Source organism: Shewanella sp. UCD-KL12, from assembly GCF_001957125.1.
Taxonomy (GTDB): domain Bacteria; phylum Pseudomonadota; class Gammaproteobacteria; order Enterobacterales; family Shewanellaceae; genus Shewanella.
Map to the genome: position 1 here is coordinate 102,527 of NZ_MPHJ01000001.1, position 16,974 is coordinate 119,500.

Genomic DNA, 16,974 nt, shown 5'->3' on the forward strand with positions numbered 1-16,974 from the left:
CTTACTAATAATAATGCTTTATATAACTTAAGGTGCATTAATTTATTCTTGAACGTAAAGTTGACTTTTTGTCAGAGTCGTCCATAAAAAAGCCCTGTAGATAATACAGGGCTGATAAAGTCGCTTTACATTATTTAATGTAGGTCCAGATGATGTAAACGGCGCTTAATAGCTGCCTATTTATGCATCTCTTTCTGATAGCTTTCTATCTTCAAGCTAAACTTGAAGATAGAAGCTTGCGACCGACGATAGCATTAACCTTCAGCTTCTAGCTTTGCAAGCTCAGCTTTCTGCTCGGTTAGCTTTTCGATATCGCGTTGATATTCAGCTTGCTTAGCACGCTCTTTTTCAATCACGGCAGCTGGAGCCTTGGCAACAAAACCTTGGTTAGAAAGCTTACCTTCGATGCGCTTAAACTCACCAGCAGCCTTTTCTAAAAGCTTGTCGATACGAGCGACCTCTTTAGCCACATCGATAAGACCTGCCATCGGGATAAGGAGCTCCATATTGCCAATCAACTGAGTGGTCGACATAGGCGCTGTTTCATCTTCGCCAAGGACTGTCATAGTCTCAAGCTTAGCCAGCGTCTTGAAGAAAGTCTGATTAGCTTCAAGGCGAGCCCTGTCTTGCTCACTCACACCCCGTAGTAGGGCATTAAGTGGCTTAGATGGGGCAATGTTCAGTTCGGCGCGAATGTTACGTACGGCGGTGATCACTTGCTTAACCCACTCGATATCTGCCATCGCTTCACTATCAACCTTATCGGCTTGATATTGCGGGAACTCGGCTAACATCAAGGTGTCACCTTCAATGCCTGCAAGGCCTTGAATACGCTTCCAGATAGTTTCTGTTAGGTATGGCATCATTGGGTGCATGAGGCGCTGCATCTTCTCAAGCACAGTCACTAAAGTATGACGTGTACCGCGAAGTTGAGCTTCAGTGCCACTTTGCATTACCGGCTTGGTAAGCTCTAGGTACCAATCACAGAACTGATTCCAAGTGAACTCATAGATGGTATTTGCCGCGAGGTCGAAGCGGTAGTTTTCCATGTGCTCATCGTAAGCTTTAACGGTTTCGTTAAACAGGCTGATGATCCAGCGATCGGCAAGTGACAACTCCATCTCACCAGGCTTGCCATCAACAAGTAGTTGACCACAATCGAGTGCTTCGCCGATAGCATCTTCTGCTGCATCTTCAACTTGTACTTCGGTGTTCATCAGCACGTAGCGTGATGCGTTCCAGATCTTGTTACAGAAGCTGCGGTAACCGTCTAGGCGTTTCATGTCCCAGTTGATATCACGGCCAGTAGAGGCCATAGATGCTAAGGTGAAACGCAGTGCATCGGTGCCGTGGGCTTCGATGCCGTCAGAGAACTCTTTACGGGTGCTCTTTTCGATTTTAGCGGCAAGTTTTGGCTGCATCATGTTGCCAGTACGCTTGGTCACTAGCGACTCTAAATCGATACCGTCAATCATATCTAAAGGATCGAGTACGTTACCCTTAGACTTAGACATTTTATTACCCGCTTCATCACGGATAAGGCCTGTCACATAAACCGTCTTAAATGGCACTTGTGGCTTGCCATCTTCATCTTTGATGAAGTGCATAGTCATCATGATCATGCGGGCAACCCAGAAGAAGATGATGTCAAAACCAGTTACCAACACATCGGTTGGGTGGAAGGCTTTAAGCTCTTCGGTGTTCTTCGGCCAACCTAAGGTTGAGAAGGTCCAAAGTGCAGAGCTAAACCAGGTATCGAGTACATCATTGTCTTGGCGTAGTACGACAGAATCATCAAGCTTGTGCTTAGCACGAACTTCTGCTTCATCGCGGCCGACATAGACTTTACCTGATTCATCGTACCAAGCTGGAATTCTGTGTCCCCACCAAAGCTGGCGTGAGATACACCAGTCTTGAATGTCACGCATCCAAGAGTTATACATGTTCTCATACTGCTGTGGTACGAACTTGATATCACCGTTATCAACCGCTTCCATGGCAGTTTTTGCCATAGGTGCAACGGATACATACCACTGATCTGTTAATAGTGGCTCGATAACCACGCCAGAGCGGTCGCCGTAAGGCACTTTTAGCCCGTGAGGGTCTATTTTACCTAGTAGTCCGAGGGTTTCGAATTCGGCAACAATCGCTTTACGAGCGGCAAAACGCTCAAGACCTGCATAACGCTCAGGTAGGCTGTTATCTAGCTCATTATTTGCGGTGCCATCTGTGTTAACCACTTCGGCTGCACTACGAATAGCAGCATCGATAGTTAAAATATTAAACATTGGTAGAGCGTGGCGCTTACCGACTTCGTAATCGTTAAAGTCATGGGCTGGAGTGATCTTCACACAGCCAGTGCCAAACTCCATGTCGACATAATCGTCGGCCACAATCGGGATAAGACGATTAACGATTGGCAGAAGGATAAATTTGCCTACCAGTGAGCTATAACGCTCATCATCTGGGTGAACGGCTACGGCGCTATCACCAAGCATGGTCTCAGGGCGGGTAGTCGCCACTTCCAGGTAGTCTTTACCGTCAGCAGTCAAAGCACCGTCGGCTAGCGGGTAGCGGAAATGCCACATGCTACCTTGCTTCTCTTTGTTCTCAACTTCTAAGTCAGAAATCGCAGTGTGAAGCGCAGGATCCCAGTTAACCAGACGCTTGCCACGGTAGATCAGGTCATCTTCATACAAGCGAACGAATACTTCTTGAACCGCTTCAGACATGCCTTCGTCCATGGTGAAACGCTCACGATCCCAATCAACCGATGCGCCAAGGCGACGTAGCTGTTTAGTGATAGTGCCACCAGACTCATTTTTCCAGTCCCAGATACGGTCGATGAACTTTTCACGGCCTAAGTCGTGGCGGTTCAAGCCTTCTTCGGCAGCAACTTTTCGTTCAACTAGCATCTGAGTGGCGATACCCGCATGGTCGGTACCGACCTGCCAAAGGGTATTTTTACCCTTCATGCGTTGGTAACGGGTAAGCGTATCCATAATCGTATCTTGGAAGGCATGACCCATATGCAGACTACCCGTCACATTTGGTGGCGGGATCATGATGCAATAGTTGCCTTGGGACTCGTCGCCATGTGGCTTGAAGTAACCTTTCTCTTCCCAGCTTTGGTAAAGAGACTGTTCTATAGACTGCGGGTTATATGTTTTTTCCATGGGAGCTAGTATTTTCTCAAACAAAATTAAGTGGTTGTGCTGCTAGGTCTTGAGTAGTTAATGCTACTCCAAGGCTCTTATACTGGCGGTAGCGATCGCGTGCGATCGCCTTGAAGCCAGTATCATTGGCAACGAAATCGATAATCTGACCAAAGTTTACCGCAAATGAGGGTACTTGGTCTGCAAGATTAATCAGAAGGTGACGATTTTTATTGGGTCCTAAGGTATCGAAGCCGATCTCCACAGGCGCACCAGTCGTCGGGCCTTCACCTTTTAGGTTATGGGGTACAAAAGAATTTGGCTCAAATTGCCAGAGTAATTCATCGACAGCATAAGCTTGTGCTCTATCCTGAGTATGGATATAAACCAACTGCTGATTCACATATGCGTTTTGTGCAAGTTCGCAAGCCAGTCGGTGAACCTGTTCAGTCGCCTCCGAGGGGCTATTAGCCTCAGCAGGCATCACATAAAATAGGGCATTTGGCATAGTTGGGATCAGTTGAGCTTAATTTACTGTCGAAGGGAGGAATTTTACACCAAAACCTATGCTTTAAACCAGAGTAGAGGTTAGTTATCAGCCTCTTTTTTTGTTGATTTGAACTTCAATTGGACACATAAGCCTTGTTTTAGCATTAACCCACATTTTAACCTATCGCTTGCAGCGTGCTTTTATGCAAATGCTTCTGTGACACGGCTTGGTTTAACTTGTCAGATCACAAATTTGAAGCTCTTTTATGTGGGTATCTAGCTTCATTCAAAGCTAAAGTTGTTTTTGATAGATACCTTCTGCGCAATCAGCACTATCAGCGAGTTCAAAGCCGACGTTGAATAGATATTCTTTGTGCTCTACTGTTGCCGCTTTAGCTATTAAGGTGTTCACTCCACGTTGTTTTATTTCATTAGGGTGCGAGACAAAGTAATAGTTTGCCAGCTTAAAATCGCGGTATTGTGGAGTGACATAGTCGAGCAGAATGGAAAGTTCGCCCTTATCATTGTTATTGCCTACAAGTACTCCGGCAATGCTGTTATCTCTTAGCATATAAAACGCAGTGTTGGCCTTTCTTAGGTCATCGATAGATGTTTGTGTCTCTATGCCGGTCTGGTTCTCGGAGATGAAGTGCTCAAAAAACTCAGTATTCACCGATGCGGCAATCAACTTGAACTGCTCATTGGTTGAATAAAATTTCCATAAATAATAAACGTTAATTCCAGCTATACCTAAATTCATAAACATAGTCGGGTAGGAGTTTATTAGGTAAGCAAAGCCTGCGAACGCTAAGCAACCCACTAGATTAATGACTCTTAACTTGATAATGGATGTCATCGTTAGAGAAACGAGGACGATTAGTGATGCCAGATAACCAAACCACTCAACCCAATCAAAATCCATTTTCTCTCCCTGTATGTTAGTAATCACAGTGCTATCAGCGACTGAAATGTTATTTATTGTTAATTAATACAGTGGAATAAAAGGAGGGTCAACACCTTATGCCACCAACTTACTTAACAGTCGCTAAGCTAGGTTGTGATTGGTAATTAGTCGCAGGTAGGGAAATGGTTTATGAAGGTATAGTTAAAGATATCTATAGAGCCATTTACAGCCTGTTGTCGCAGACTGTAAATGGCGATGAAACTAAGAGCTTCACATATTTATCTCTATTTTGGAGGAATGATTTAATGAATTATCCTTAATCGATATATCCCAGCTTCAGAGAGGACACATTCGTCTTGTCCGACTTGGCTATTGGGGGAGTCATTGTATCTGTCGTTGTTAAATGCACGGTGAAAGTCCCAGTATCCTTCAGCATTTTCGACCCATTCAGGGTATTTCTTTCCTTTGAGATCTATGGTCATTGGACCTTTTCTAAGTTTTTCCATAAGACTTCTCCTACGCCCTTAAGCAAGGGCTTGGTTAGAGTAAATGAATGCATAACAATCTTGAGTGGAGCAATGAACCTTTATCCTTGAGAAGGCTTAACATAAGGATTAATGATGATGGTTCAATATTGATAGGTCTTAATTCGAACTGAGCTGACTCTATATGACATTTCTATTAGCGCCAGAATTTAAAGATAGAACATTCTGGATAGTTTCACCCTAAGTATTTTTACTGAGAATTTGTTTGAATCTAGTTTAAGGCTAGATTTTAGCGGTGCAGGAGCCGATAAAAGAGGAGGAGTCCTATAAGACTTAGGTACTCCTCAATTGCTATGGTTATAGATCATTTAGATAGCGCATTACCATCTCCTCTTGGCTTTCTGGTGTGCTATCTACTGATAGCTGCTCGTTTATCATTAGCCCCATAGTAGGAAATGATGAACGCTCTATTTGGCTTTGAAGTGACCAAAGCTTGGAGCGCATCAGCGCTTTAGCACAATGTAAGAAAACCTCTGTTACAGCTAGCTCTATACAGGTTATGGGAGCTTTTGTGTCTTCTGTAAATAGGTTCAGGTGTTCAGGGGACGTTGATAAGCGGGCTGTGCCATTTACTCTTAGGGTTTCATCGACGCCAGGTATAAGAAACAAGCAACCTATGTTGCCTGTTTCAATAATATTGCTCAGGCTATCGAGGCGATTGTTTCCCTTGGCATCTGGGATTAACAAAGTGCTGTTATTGAGAACTTTTATGAAGCCTGGTTTTCCTCCTCGGGGAGAGCAGTCGAGTTTACCTAAACTTGAGGCTGTTGAAACGGTAACAAATGGCGAGTGCTCGATAAAATTGATTGAATGTTTCTCTAATGCATCGAGTTGTTTGTCTAGGCTCCGGCCTTTTGCAGGTGCGTAGAGCTCTCTAAGTTGTTCTTCTCTTTCAATATACATCTCTATCCTTAATAAATAACTATGACTCCCTGTGACTAGCGCTAATTCAGTAACTGAATAGTGAAAAAGCCTGCGTATCAGAAGGAATATAGCATTGTGATTGACCCCTACCAAGTTTCAAAGCCTTGGCAGAAGTAGTGAATACTTGGTCTAGAATTTAAGGGGAAGGTAATTTTTACCGTTACCTTTTGTTCGTTTAAAAAGAGAGGAGGCGAAATGGCTGTAGCTATTACTCATATGGCACTGCATGTCAAAGACGTCCAAGCTTGTGTCGATTTCTACTCTTCATATGCAGGTATGCATATAATCCATGAGCGAGAGTGCGGAAGAAGTTATGAGGACTCCCCTGAGTCTAAATCTGTAGGTATGTGTGAAGCCACGCGCATCGTATGGCTTAGTGAGCCCGGGCAAGAGTCTCAATTTATCATTGTTTTAATTCCTGGTGGAAGGGGTCATCAGCAACAACTTGATGATTTTTCTCACCTTGGTTTTGCCCTGGAGAACAAAGCTGCTGTTGATAAGGTTGCAAAACTGGCACTAGAGGAGGGGAGGCTGGTTTGGGGAGTGCGTGAAGACAAATACCCAGCGGGGTATTACTGTGGAGTTCGGGATCCTGATGGTAATTTTATCGAATTTAGTTATGGCCAACCCCTAGGGCCTGGTGCATTAGAGTTAGATATAGCCGAGCTGTAAATAAAAAGGGCGAACACTTGAGTGCCGCCCTTGATAGATTTTAGTCATAACTAAAAGCTTTACTCTCCTTGAGGAACACCCGCTCGGTTGATCAGAAATTGAGTCAGCAGAGGTACAGGACGTCCAGTCGAGCCCTTATTCGCGCCACTGTTCCAAGCAGTACCTGCCACATCTAAATGCGCCCAGTTGTACTTCTTAGTAAAGCGAGACAGGAAGCAAGCTGCAGTGATTGAACCACCGGCGCGGCCGCCAAGGTTAGTCATATCTGCAAACGGGCTTTCAAGGTGCTCTTGATACTCATCCCATAAAGGCATGCGCCAAGCTCTATCGCCACTTTGCTCACCTGCATTCAGTAACTCATGAGCGAGTGGGTTATGACCAGAGAATAGGCCTGAAGCATGTTTACCTAATGCGATAACACAAGCACCTGTCAATGTTGCTGTATCAACAACTAGCTCAGGATCAAAACGCTCAACATAGGTCAACACATCACACAGTACTAAGCGGCCTTCGGCATCAGTGTTTAACACTTCAACAGTTTGACCAGACATAGTTGTGAGAATATCACCAGGACGGTAAGCATTGCTTGAAGGCATGTTTTCACAACCTGCAAGAATACCAATCACGTTAATTGGCAGTTTCAGATCGCATAACGCTTTCATTGCACCAATTACGCCTGCTGCGCCGCCCATGTCGTATTTCATCTCGTCCATGGCTTCGCCAGGTTTAAGAGAGATACCACCTGAATCAAATGTCAGACCTTTACCGACAAGGACAATAGGCTTTTCTGTACTATCGACAGCGCCCTTATACTCCATCACAGTCATCACTGATTCGTTGTCACTGCCACGGCCAACTGCAAGGTATGAGTTCATACCTAACTTTGCCATCTGCTCTTCGCCTACGGTTGTTACCGTTAGCTCTTCGCTTGTTTCAGCAATTTGACGAGCTTGTGAAGCAAGGTATGCAGGGTTACAAATGTTTGGAGGCATGTTAGCTACATCACGACATAGATGCATACCGGCAGAAACACCCATACCATGCTCAATCGCGCGCTCTCCAACAGTCAACTCACGACGTGTCGGTACATTAAAAACCAGCTTACGAAGTGGACGACGAGTTTCACCTTTGTTGCTTTTTAGTGCATCAAAGCTGTAAAGGCCATTCTGAGTTGTTTCGACAGCTTCACGTACTTTCCAGTATGTATCGCGGCCCTTAACGTGAAGTTCCGTCAGGAAGCAAACAGCTTCCATTGAACCTGTTTCGTTAAGTGTTGTGATCGTTTTAGTGATGATCTGCTTGTACTGACGCTCATCAAGTTCACGCTCTTTACCACAACCAACCAATAAAACGCGTTCACTTAGGACGTTAGGTACATGATGCAAAAGTAGCATCTGACCAGGCTTTCCTTCAAGATCGCCACGACGTAGCAAGTTGCTGATATAGCCTTCACTAATTTTATCAAGCTGCTCAGCAATACCCGATAGGCGTCTCGGTTCATATACGCCAACCACTATGCAGGCCGAACGTTGCTTTTCCGGACTACCGCTCTTAACGCTAAACTCCATGAGCTCTCCTAGATTCTTAAAGACAAATTTTATTATTTATTAGATAATGTCTGCTTGTGCCCAAAACGGGCCTAAATATTGGTACATCAAAGTTTGTTTTTTTAGGTGTTTTTATACCATATTTAGTTAATAGCTGGTTACAAAACTACCAAAAGTAGACAGTCTACATGAAAGTTGGCCTTACACCAGCATAATTATAAGTTTAGGGACCGGATCCTGCCTGTGATTGTATTTAGATACCTGATTCGAGAAGTTTTAAAGGCACAAATAGCCGTACTTTTAGTACTTTTAGCTATTTTTATCAGCCAACACTTTGTTCGTGTACTTGCAGATGCTTCTGACGGTGAATTTCCTGCCTCATTGGTATTAACCCTTTTAGGATTGAATTTACCTTACCTCGCAGTCCTTGTTATACCGCTTAGTTTATTCCTCGGTATTTTACTCGCCCATGGGCGTATGTATGCCGATAGTGAAATGATTGTTTTTCATGGCGTTGGGGTCAGTGAGTGGTATATCACTCGAGTGACGTTATTGCTTGCGGTGGTCAATATGTTGATCACTCTGGGGCTTTCTGTTTATGTCACTCCTTGGGCGGAGGAGAAGCAAAATCAGGTGCTAGAGCATGCGCAATCAGAAGCAGGTCTTGCGGCGATAACCCAGGGGCGCTTCCAAACGAGCCCGAACGGCAGAGCCGTACTATTTGTTGAGCGAATCGGCCGTGATAACAAGTTAGATAAAGTTTTTGTTGCCCAGTTACCTGATCCAGAAGATGAGTCTGGACTTAGTAATATTGTGGTTGCTGAAGGTGGTAAGGTCGTCGAAGATGATACTGGTGGGCAGCGTTTGCAACTCAATGATGGTGTGCAGTACCAGGCAACTCCCAAGCAAGTGGACTTTCAGATCATCGAGTTTGGTGGTTATCAGATGCAGATTAAAGAGCAGGAGGTCGACGAGCGTCGACGTAAACTTTCTGCCTTGCCTATTAATGAGTTAATGAAGCTTGAAGGGCCTGAAATTACCGCAGAGTTTCATTGGCGCCTTGCTATTCCTCTGGCGATTCCTTTAATGACCTTAATTGCTGTACCTATGGCACGTGTGAATGTGCGCCAAGGTAAGTTTGCTAAGATGTTCCCTGCAATTTTACTTTACCTTGGTTACTTTGGTTTGATGATCGCTGGGCGTAAAGCACTAGAGGATGGGGTGATACCTGAGTACCTTGGGATGTGGTGGATCCATGCCTCCGCGCTTTTCTTAGGGATTTTGCTTTTAGGTAAAGAGCGGCCATCTGGTGCTAAGTTAACTGGTATATTTAAGCGTAAGAGGGCTTCTGCGTGAGAATATTAGACCTGTATATCGCACGTACATTAATTAGTACATCTGCACTTTGTTTACTGATCCTTACAGGGCTATCTGGGATTATCAAATGGGTCGATCAGCTAAGGGTTGTTGGCCGGGGTAGTTATACCATGCTTGATGCTGGTATTTATGTCCTCTTTTTGATCCCTCGTGATATCGAAATGTTCTTCCCTATGGCTGTACTTCTTGGTGCACTTATCGGTATGGGGATGCTTGCTTCAAACTCTGAATTAGTTGTCATGCAGTCTGCCGGACTGTCACGCTTTCAGATCACCATATCAGCAATGAAAACTGCGGTTCCTTTGATGTTGATGATTATGGCTCTCGGAGAGTGGGGCGCACCTGTTGCCGAGCAGCGCGCTAATGAGTTACAGGCCTTCAAAGTCTCTGGTGGTAGCTTAATCAAGTCTAGCCGAGGGATCTGGGCAAAAGATGGCGATCTGTTTGTTAATATCGGCGAAGTCGAAAATATTAATAGTCTGCGTAATATCACCCTCTATGAGTTTGATAATACTCTGACTTTAGTTAAAACGATCCATGCTGAACGTGGTATTTATTCAAATGATCACTGGCGCTTGCTAGATGTAAGGCAAACAGATATCACCAAACAGAAGGTGACATTAACCGATCTGACGCTATACCGCTGGGAATCAACACTGACGCCAGATAAGTTGAGTGTGGTATCTGTAAAACCTGAATCTTTATCGATTCAAGGTTTAATGGGATACCTCGATTACTTAGAAGTTAATAACCAAGATTCAGGGCGTTATGAACTGGCGCTTTGGCGTAAAATAATGCAACCGGTGACGGTGGCAGTGATGATGCTAGTAGCCCTCTCATTTGTCTTTGGTCCACTGCGTACAGTGACTATGGGTGCACGAGTATTACTTGGGGTTATCGCAGGTTTTACCTTCTATATCAGCAGTGAGATCTTTGGCCCCTTGACCTTAGTATATGGCTTACCGGCCTTTATTGGCGCCATGATGCCCGCTTTGATATTCAGTGCTGTCGCAATCTATTTTATTAGGCGGTAAAGCAAGCTATAAGTTTTAAGTGATAAGTTGTAAGAGTGATATCTTCTACTTAGCACTTAAAACTTCCCTACCTGACAAACGGATCGCTAAACTTCTCATCAGATAAAAAATTCTCATCAGTTAAGGTGTGCAGAAAAGCGATTAAGTCTGCCTGTTCAACCGCCGTAAAATTATAGTGTACCGGGTTGCCATCTTGGTCTCTTAACAGGGCTTGTAGCGTAGGGTGTGGCTTTATACCACTACTATAATGCTCTATGGTCTCCTCTAAACTGTTAAAGCGAGCATCATGCATATAGGGTGGTCTGACAGCGACATTTCTTAAGGATGGCACTTTAAACTTGCCTGTATGACCATTTATGCCAGTGGTTTCAAATACACCAAGGTCATCACTCGATTGCTCATCTAAGCCATTATTACTGGCGATGGTAGTGGCATTAGAGTCTGGGCCGATTAATGGGCCGACAAAAGCTTCCGAACTGTGACAGCTAGTGCAGGGAGGGATCCCCTCTCTGAAGGTCATAAATAAGCGCTTACCTGCATTCTCCTCGCGACTGAAATTAGGGAAATCTCGCAAGGGATCTGTAACCTGTATTCTCCCCTGATCATATTTGGCATCAACACTGACCATAGCGCGAACAAATTGAGCTAGCGCTTTGGCAATTCTGTCGCTGCTAACTTGCTCATCACCAAAAGCATTGCTGAACAGTTCAGGGTAGTAGCTTTGCGCTGAGACTGTTTGTACCAATTGAGCTAATGTCATCCCCATCTCAACTTCATCTTGAATAGGCATTAACACTTGCTCCTCAAGTGTTGATGCACGCTCATCCCAGAAAAACTTACCCGTTTGGTAAAAGCGTGCATTAGCTAATCCCATTGAGTGTCTACGAGTTTCGCCGCCAGCAAAGCCGATACTTAAGGCGCTGGGATCTGAAAAACCGAATTCCTGAACATGACAAGAGGCGCATGACACTGTGTCGTTGATGCTGAGTTTCGTATCATAAAAAAGAACCCTGCCAAGTGTGGCTCCAGCATTGGTGATTGGGTTATCTGCTGGTGTGTTATCACTCTCAATCGCAGCGGTCTGAAACTGAAAGTTATCGGGAAAATCGTTTTGAATAAAGTGCTGCGGCAAAACGATACCTGCATAGTCGAACAGTGTTTCAGGGAGTTGAATGACAATAGGTTCAGGTTCTGGCTCCGGTGGGGGAGTTAATATGACTGTGAGAGTTTGAATATCAGCTTGTTGTCCATCACTGACAGATACTGAGATAAGCTCCTCTGAGGCTGCGTCTACCGTCCCAGTACTAACGGTGATTTCATTGCTGTTATGGCTGACAAGTAGCGCTTCGCTGGATGATACTTGTATCACTAAAGGGTCGTTATCTGCATCGCTAGCAGTGAATGCAATAACTTGTGTGCTGTCAGACGTTAAAGAGATGGTATCTAAAGACAAATTTAGCACAGGTGCGGTATTAACCACTGGTGTATCTGTTGCTGGCGGGGTTACAGGCGTCTTAGTCTCTTCACTTGAATCTTGGCCGCCACAAGCGGTTAAAACCAGCGTAGAGGTAAGGAGTACTGAGCAGAGCTGGAATTGAGAAGGGTTGATGTATCTCATGTATTACTTACCTTTGCGAGTCACTGGTGGTTAACGTTTTATTTACATGTTAACTATAAAGCAGCGGAGGTAAATCAATCTATGAGTTTTGTAAAGATGTGCAAAATCGTAAATTAGGAATTACGAGCTAGTGCCTAGCTCGTAACTCGTGACTGTCTTTGCAGTTAAAGCTGAATTAAACGCCTCGCCAGTTGCGCATTTGATTCGCTTCTTTTGAAAGTACAACAACCTCTGAGCGGGTCATCATATCTTGCAGTGCCAGCTTGTCGCCATTGATGAGGATCCACAAGTTACCGATCCCAAGTAGAGACCATACTAGCCTTGCACCTGCTGTTATCATGCTTAGGCTTTGACCATTGGGGTGTTGGATTTTTAATTTCCAAGCTCGCATTCCCAGTGTTTGACCGCCATAACTCCAGAAAGAGATATAAAAAAGCCCCACGCACAAAGAGATCCAAAATTGATAAATCCCTTTATATAGGGAGTTTCCATTTAGTAGATCTGATACATGCTCATAATTTCCCATGTTAATCACCCCATAAGAAGTGAGCGCGGTAAATACGCCAAAGCCAATGGCTCCGGCAATCATGTATACGGCCACTGCAAGTAACAGGTCATAAACTATAGCGCCGCAACGGCGAAAGAATCCGGCACGGGGAAAGTTAGCATGTTCACTATTTGGCATTGAGCTTTCGGTCATTTTTAGGCTCTCTAGCGTTGAGATAATCTTGGCTTATATCTATTACTCATCACCACTCGACGTTATGTTTGATGCGCTAACATTGATAAAATAGTCGGTGATAATAGGTGGTACTCAGTTACTTGTTTTTGGGCTCATCTTTGATGTAATAAATGTCACTAAATCCCATGCGAGCAAACTCTTTATCTCTAAAGTCTCTAACAGCCGCAGAGCCTTTTGATGTCATAGCAACCTGCTGCTCCATCATATGATAGCTGGTTAGGTCGATGCCTTCTGCAGCTGCAATTGCTTCATGGATATCATGATGTTTGTCATAAGCGAAGTTGATCTCTTTCGCCTGTTTCTTGTAGGTGTAAGTTACTCTAACGGCCATAATTTTCTCTGTTCACTCTTTTACGTAATATATTCATTGCGGCGGTGCGCATTTATATTTCCAGCACCATATAGCAGGCATCTGGTGTGTATCCGGTTAAGCTCTTTTCAATCTCTTGAACAACAAAGCCTTGTTTCATCCAATAGCTACTAGCACCTTGCACTGCAACTAAAGAGAGACTGCTATAAGCGCTTTGCTTAGCTAGCTGCATCAGTTTTTTTAAAGCAGCTTGCCCAGCGCCTTTGCCCTGAGCTTTAGCTGAAAGCGCGATATCATGGAGATACAAGCTGTTCGCTTGTTTATCTGCAGTTATCACTTGCTCGAGAGATGGAGGGTTACCTAGATGCCATGGATGAGCTAAACAGTAACCAACAACTTGTTTGTGTATCTCGATAACAAAGCAGCTTAGGGGGGAAACCCGCCACTTACTTTGTAGCGCTTGCAGGGACTCTGGTTCTAAATCTGGGTAGCATTCGTCTTGAATCAATAGGATCTCAGCCCAATCATCACAGGAGATACTTCTCAGTTTCATCGTTTTGCCCTCATCATGCGCTTTCGTGGCTGTATGATACGTTATTTAAGGTATCTTTGCTCTAAGTGACGTCTAAAGAATTTAGGGTTTAATGACTCGCCTGTTGCGTGTTTAACTAACTCTTCAGTTGTCATTAAACAGCCTTGAGACCAGATGTTCTTATTTAACCAATCAAATACTAGGCCGATTTTCCCGTTAGCAAGGAGTTCATCGACAGGACCAAGGCTGGCTTCCATTGCGAATCTAAATTGTGCTGCGTACATGGCACCGAGTGTATAGCTAGGGAAGTAGCCTAATTCACCCACAGCCCAGTGAATATCTTGCATACAACCATTTCGATAATCTCCTTGGGTATCAACGCCTAATAGGCTTCCCATCTGTTCCTGCCAGAATTCAGGCAGCTCTGCGACACTCAAGCTACCATCAACGAGCCCTTTCTCAGCTTCAAAGCGCAGTAAAATATGGCATGGATAGGTTACCTCATCGGCATCGACCCTGATTAAGCCTGGCTTTACTCGAGTGTAAATATCGCTCAGCTGATCGATAGACAATTCACTGGCTAAATGTTGCTTTATTTTGGGTTGGAGCTGGCTCAGAAAACCTTTTCCGCGACCAAGTTGCATCTCACAAAAAAGGCTTTGGCTTTCATGTATAGCCATAGAGCGGTGGTTACCTGCTGGTTGTCCACGCCACTCTATAGGTAAGCCTTGCTCATAACGTGCGTGACCCGTCTCGTGGATGATTCCCATTAAGCCACTGGTAAAGTCTGCTTCATCGTAGCGTGTTGTTAGGCGTATATCACCAGGGACGCCGCCGCAGAAAGGGTGACTACTAATATCGAGGCGACCTTGGGTGAAGTCAAAGCCAAGAAAAGCCATCACATCTCGGCCTAGCGCTTCTTGAGCTTGAGCACTAGCATGAATTGGCAGCGCAATATTATCTCGGCCCTGCAGCTTAACGGTGTCAATAAGGTTAGGAAGCCAACTTTTTAGATCGCCAAATAGATGCTCTAAGCGGCTCGTAGTCATACCCGGTTCAAACTTATTGAGTAGGGCATCATAAGGGGAGAGGTCTTGGGCTTGAGCTCTGATACCCGCTTCCTCTTTCACTAGGCTTATCAGTGATTCGAGGTTAGGTTTAAAGCCTTGCCAGTCATTATTTTTTCTCTGATCTCGCCACGCATGCTCACAACGGTATGCCAATTGAGTTTTGGCTTGTACTAGATCTGCAGGCACTACATTGGCTTGCATAAATTGGTAGTTCATTTCACTTAAGTTAGCCATCTGGTGACTGTTTAGCAGCTCATCTTGGGCTTGCTCTAAACTGTCTTCAATGAAGGGGGCTGTCTTGAGTTCATGAATATGGCGTGCAAGTTCAGCCATCGCTGCGCCGCGTCCTTCACTGCCGCCAATTGGCATCATTGTGGCCTGATCCCAATCCCCTAATGCACTGAGGTGCTCAAAATGGGAGATTTTCTGAAAGTGTTCTGTCAGGCTAGTGTAATACGGTGTCGATTGAGAATCTGTCATAACTTTTTTCTATGAGCGATGAATATCCCAATGGTATACCAAGCAATGGCAATTTTCCTTCTGCTTTTCACTTAATCACTTAGCTGCTGCAAATTGCTTTTGCTGTAAAACTCGTTGCGGTTGATTTCCATATTCAAAAAAGCTTTGCTATGATTTTATTCATACAGATGGATTCTGGTTAACATGGTTTGTTGACTAAATTCTCTTTTTTTTCAATAAAATGGACTTTGTTATGCACATGGATGCGACGACTATGGTGGACTTTCTGCTCACTCAAGCCAACTTACCTTTTACTATCTCTCTTTCATTCGTGGTCATACTTGCAGTATTAGAGGCTTTATCTTTATCCGTGGGCTTTAGTTTAGTGAAGGCACTAGAGAAGTGGGCGCCAAGAGATACAGGTTTAGAGCATACAGATGTCTCTGTAAATGGCTTAGCAAGTGTCGCTAGCTGGCTTTGTTTAGATAAACTTCCACTGCTTATCTGGTTTGTTCTCGCCTTAGTGAGCTTTACTCTGGCGGGCTTTGTTAGCAACTATATTGCACTTACTCTATATAGTAATCTGCTTCCTCAAAGCGCTGCATTGCCTATTGCACTGTTTGTTACTGCCTTTGCTTGTCGGTATATCGGGGAAGCCATTGCGAGCGTCTTGCCTAGAAATGAGTTGGGCATAGTATCAACAGATGGCTTACTTGGAAGTGTTGGCACTGTCACCGTTGGTTGTGCGATCAAAGGTAACCCCAGTGAGGCATTGGTTCAAGATCAGTACCAGCAGAAGCATTATGTTTTAGTCGAGCCAGAATCTAAGGGAATTGAATTTAATAGTGGAACTCAAGTGGTCTTGCTAAGAAGAGAGGGGGGGGTCTGGTCCGCTGCTAGGTTTGATTCTTAAATTAGCTAGGCGCGACTTAAGTCACGCCACGAGGTATAAAACTAAATGCTTTATCTAACCAGTAGAGCCATCTCTGGCTGTTGATTACCAGGAAATACCTTATAAGCCTTATGATGTTTAACTAAGCTTGCCTTTTTATCTCCTTGGCTAAGGAGTAGGCCATGCTTAGCAGCGATTTTGGCAAGTGCTTGCTCATCAGCGCGAACATACATGGTGATAGTTTTTGTTAACGCTTCACCGCTGATATGACCTTGATACTGCTCATCAGAAATCACTAAACTATTCTGGCCGCTACTTTCAAGTTTAAGTTTTGTAGTGACCTCACAGTCAAGAATGACCACCCAGTCAAGTTCAGCCAGCTCTGTGAGCATAGTATTTAGAGATAAGCCTAATGCCTGGCTTTTCTCTGCCGCTAAATATTGCTGCTCAATGCGCTGCAGTAACGAAGGCAGTTGAGCGGCAGCGCCCATGCTACGAGCATCTCGGATCCATTGAGTAAGCTCTTTGGCTATCAGCTTAGAAAAGCGTCGCTCTTTCAATGCCTGAACCATCCAGTTACAGAGAAAATGACTTTCTGCATCGACTGTTTTAACTACATTTTTGCCGTTACTACGTTCATCCAGTGCGGCAAGTCCTGCTTGAGCTATCTCTAAGATAGCTTGGTTATAACTGCTCATCGGTTT

Annotated in this window: 16 protein-coding genes; 4 read left to right on the plus strand and 12 right to left on the minus strand. The window is 44.4% G+C overall.

Annotated features, from left to right (window positions below):
* Positions 1–254: 254 nt before the first annotated feature.
* From BM736_RS00510 to BM736_RS00530, 5 genes are all read right to left on the minus strand, one after another.
* Complete coding sequence (locus BM736_RS00510) at positions 255–3,176, minus strand: valine--tRNA ligase (RefSeq protein WP_076407480.1); 2,922 nt, start codon at positions 3,174–3,176, stop codon at positions 255–257.
* A 16-nt stretch (positions 3,177–3,192) separates the two neighbouring features.
* Positions 3,193–3,663, minus strand: coding sequence for a DNA polymerase III subunit chi (locus BM736_RS00515; RefSeq protein ID WP_076407481.1), 471 nt, complete (start codon positions 3,661–3,663; stop codon positions 3,193–3,195).
* 273 nt (positions 3,664–3,936) lie between these two features.
* Positions 3,937–4,566, minus strand: coding sequence for a hypothetical protein (locus BM736_RS00520; protein WP_076407482.1), 630 nt, complete (start codon positions 4,564–4,566; stop codon positions 3,937–3,939).
* 284 nt (positions 4,567–4,850) lie between these two features.
* Positions 4,851–5,054, minus strand: a complete 204-nt coding sequence (locus BM736_RS00525) for a hypothetical protein (protein WP_076407483.1) — start codon at positions 5,052–5,054, stop codon at positions 4,851–4,853.
* A gap of 336 nt (positions 5,055–5,390) precedes the next feature.
* Entirely contained in the window at positions 5,391–5,996 is a 606-nt protein-coding gene (locus BM736_RS00530; RefSeq protein WP_076407484.1) for a pyridoxamine 5'-phosphate oxidase family protein, read from the minus strand.
* A gap of 216 nt (positions 5,997–6,212) precedes the next feature.
* On the opposite strand from BM736_RS00530, the gene BM736_RS00535 reads away from it, so the two are divergent.
* Positions 6,213–6,689: a VOC family protein gene (locus BM736_RS00535; RefSeq protein ID WP_076407485.1), complete on the plus strand. Its 477-nt coding sequence runs from the start codon at positions 6,213–6,215 to the stop codon at positions 6,687–6,689.
* A gap of 59 nt (positions 6,690–6,748) precedes the next feature.
* Here BM736_RS00535 and pepA read toward each other — a convergent pair whose 3' ends face one another.
* Positions 6,749–8,257, minus strand: coding sequence for a leucyl aminopeptidase (gene pepA, locus BM736_RS00540; RefSeq protein ID WP_076407486.1), 1,509 nt, complete (start codon positions 8,255–8,257; stop codon positions 6,749–6,751).
* A gap of 222 nt (positions 8,258–8,479) precedes the next feature.
* On the opposite strand from pepA, the gene lptF reads away from it, so the two are divergent.
* Both lptF and lptG read left to right on the plus strand, forming a co-directional pair.
* Positions 8,480–9,592 carry an LPS export ABC transporter permease LptF gene (lptF, locus tag BM736_RS00545; protein ID WP_076407487.1) on the plus strand — a complete coding sequence of 371 codons (1,113 nt, stop codon included), beginning with the start codon at positions 8,480–8,482 and terminating at the stop codon, positions 9,590–9,592.
* A complete protein-coding gene (lptG, locus tag BM736_RS00550; protein WP_076407488.1) occupies positions 9,589–10,647 on the plus strand; it encodes an LPS export ABC transporter permease LptG in 1,059 nt (352 codons plus the stop codon). The genes lptF and lptG overlap by 4 nt, the downstream gene beginning before the upstream one ends.
* A gap of 67 nt (positions 10,648–10,714) precedes the next feature.
* Here the strand turns inward: lptG and BM736_RS00555 are convergent, their stop codons facing one another.
* From BM736_RS00555 to BM736_RS00575, 5 genes are all read right to left on the minus strand, one after another.
* Positions 10,715–12,265: a cytochrome-c peroxidase gene (locus BM736_RS00555; protein ID WP_083699771.1), complete on the minus strand. Its 1,551-nt coding sequence runs from the start codon at positions 12,263–12,265 to the stop codon at positions 10,715–10,717.
* A gap of 175 nt (positions 12,266–12,440) precedes the next feature.
* Positions 12,441–12,950, minus strand: coding sequence for an RDD family protein (locus tag BM736_RS00560; protein WP_179079015.1), 510 nt, complete (start codon positions 12,948–12,950; stop codon positions 12,441–12,443).
* A 133-nt stretch (positions 12,951–13,083) separates the two neighbouring features.
* Positions 13,084–13,338, minus strand: a complete 255-nt coding sequence (locus BM736_RS00565; RefSeq protein WP_076407490.1) for a DUF2960 domain-containing protein — start codon at positions 13,336–13,338, stop codon at positions 13,084–13,086.
* A 52-nt stretch (positions 13,339–13,390) separates the two neighbouring features.
* Positions 13,391–13,870 carry a GNAT family N-acetyltransferase gene (locus BM736_RS00570; protein ID WP_076407491.1) on the minus strand — a complete coding sequence of 160 codons (480 nt, stop codon included), beginning with the start codon at positions 13,868–13,870 and terminating at the stop codon, positions 13,391–13,393.
* A 41-nt stretch (positions 13,871–13,911) separates the two neighbouring features.
* Positions 13,912–15,399, minus strand: coding sequence for a carboxypeptidase M32 (locus tag BM736_RS00575; RefSeq protein WP_076407492.1), 1,488 nt, complete (start codon positions 15,397–15,399; stop codon positions 13,912–13,914).
* 232 nt (positions 15,400–15,631) lie between these two features.
* On the opposite strand from BM736_RS00575, the gene BM736_RS00580 reads away from it, so the two are divergent.
* Entirely contained in the window at positions 15,632–16,291 is a 660-nt protein-coding gene (locus BM736_RS00580; RefSeq protein ID WP_372827956.1) for an OB-fold-containig protein, read from the plus strand.
* A 50-nt stretch (positions 16,292–16,341) separates the two neighbouring features.
* Here the strand turns inward: BM736_RS00580 and BM736_RS00585 are convergent, their stop codons facing one another.
* On the minus strand, positions 16,342–16,968 hold the full coding sequence (locus BM736_RS00585; RefSeq protein WP_076407496.1) for a DUF2913 family protein: 627 nt from the start codon (positions 16,966–16,968) through the stop codon (positions 16,342–16,344).
* Positions 16,969–16,974: the final 6 nt, after the last annotated feature.

Coding starts and splice junctions, on each gene's coding strand:
- BM736_RS00510 (WP_076407480.1), bottom strand. CDS start 3,176: ATGGAAAAAACATATAACCCGCAGTCTATAGAACAGTCTCTTTACCAA.
- BM736_RS00515 (WP_076407481.1), bottom strand. CDS start 3,663: ATGCCAAATGCCCTATTTTATGTGATGCCTGCTGAGGCTAATAGCCCC.
- BM736_RS00520 (WP_076407482.1), bottom strand. CDS start 4,566: ATGGATTTTGATTGGGTTGAGTGGTTTGGTTATCTGGCATCACTAATC.
- BM736_RS00525 (WP_076407483.1), bottom strand. CDS start 5,054: ATGGAAAAACTTAGAAAAGGTCCAATGACCATAGATCTCAAAGGAAAG.
- BM736_RS00530 (WP_076407484.1), bottom strand. CDS start 5,996: ATGTATATTGAAAGAGAAGAACAACTTAGAGAGCTCTACGCACCTGCA.
- BM736_RS00535 (WP_076407485.1), top strand. CDS start 6,213: ATGGCTGTAGCTATTACTCATATGGCACTGCATGTCAAAGACGTCCAA.
- pepA (WP_076407486.1), bottom strand. CDS start 8,257: ATGGAGTTTAGCGTTAAGAGCGGTAGTCCGGAAAAGCAACGTTCGGCC.
- BM736_RS00555 (WP_083699771.1), bottom strand. CDS start 12,265: ATGAGATACATCAACCCTTCTCAATTCCAGCTCTGCTCAGTACTCCTT.
- BM736_RS00560 (WP_179079015.1), bottom strand. CDS start 12,950: ATGCCAAATAGTGAACATGCTAACTTTCCCCGTGCCGGATTCTTTCGC.
- BM736_RS00565 (WP_076407490.1), bottom strand. CDS start 13,338: ATGGCCGTTAGAGTAACTTACACCTACAAGAAACAGGCGAAAGAGATC.
- BM736_RS00570 (WP_076407491.1), bottom strand. CDS start 13,870: ATGAAACTGAGAAGTATCTCCTGTGATGATTGGGCTGAGATCCTATTG.
- BM736_RS00575 (WP_076407492.1), bottom strand. CDS start 15,399: ATGACAGATTCTCAATCGACACCGTATTACACTAGCCTGACAGAACAC.
- BM736_RS00580 (WP_372827956.1), top strand. CDS start 15,632: ATGCACATGGATGCGACGACTATGGTGGACTTTCTGCTCACTCAAGCC.
- BM736_RS00585 (WP_076407496.1), bottom strand. CDS start 16,968: ATGAGCAGTTATAACCAAGCTATCTTAGAGATAGCTCAAGCAGGACTT.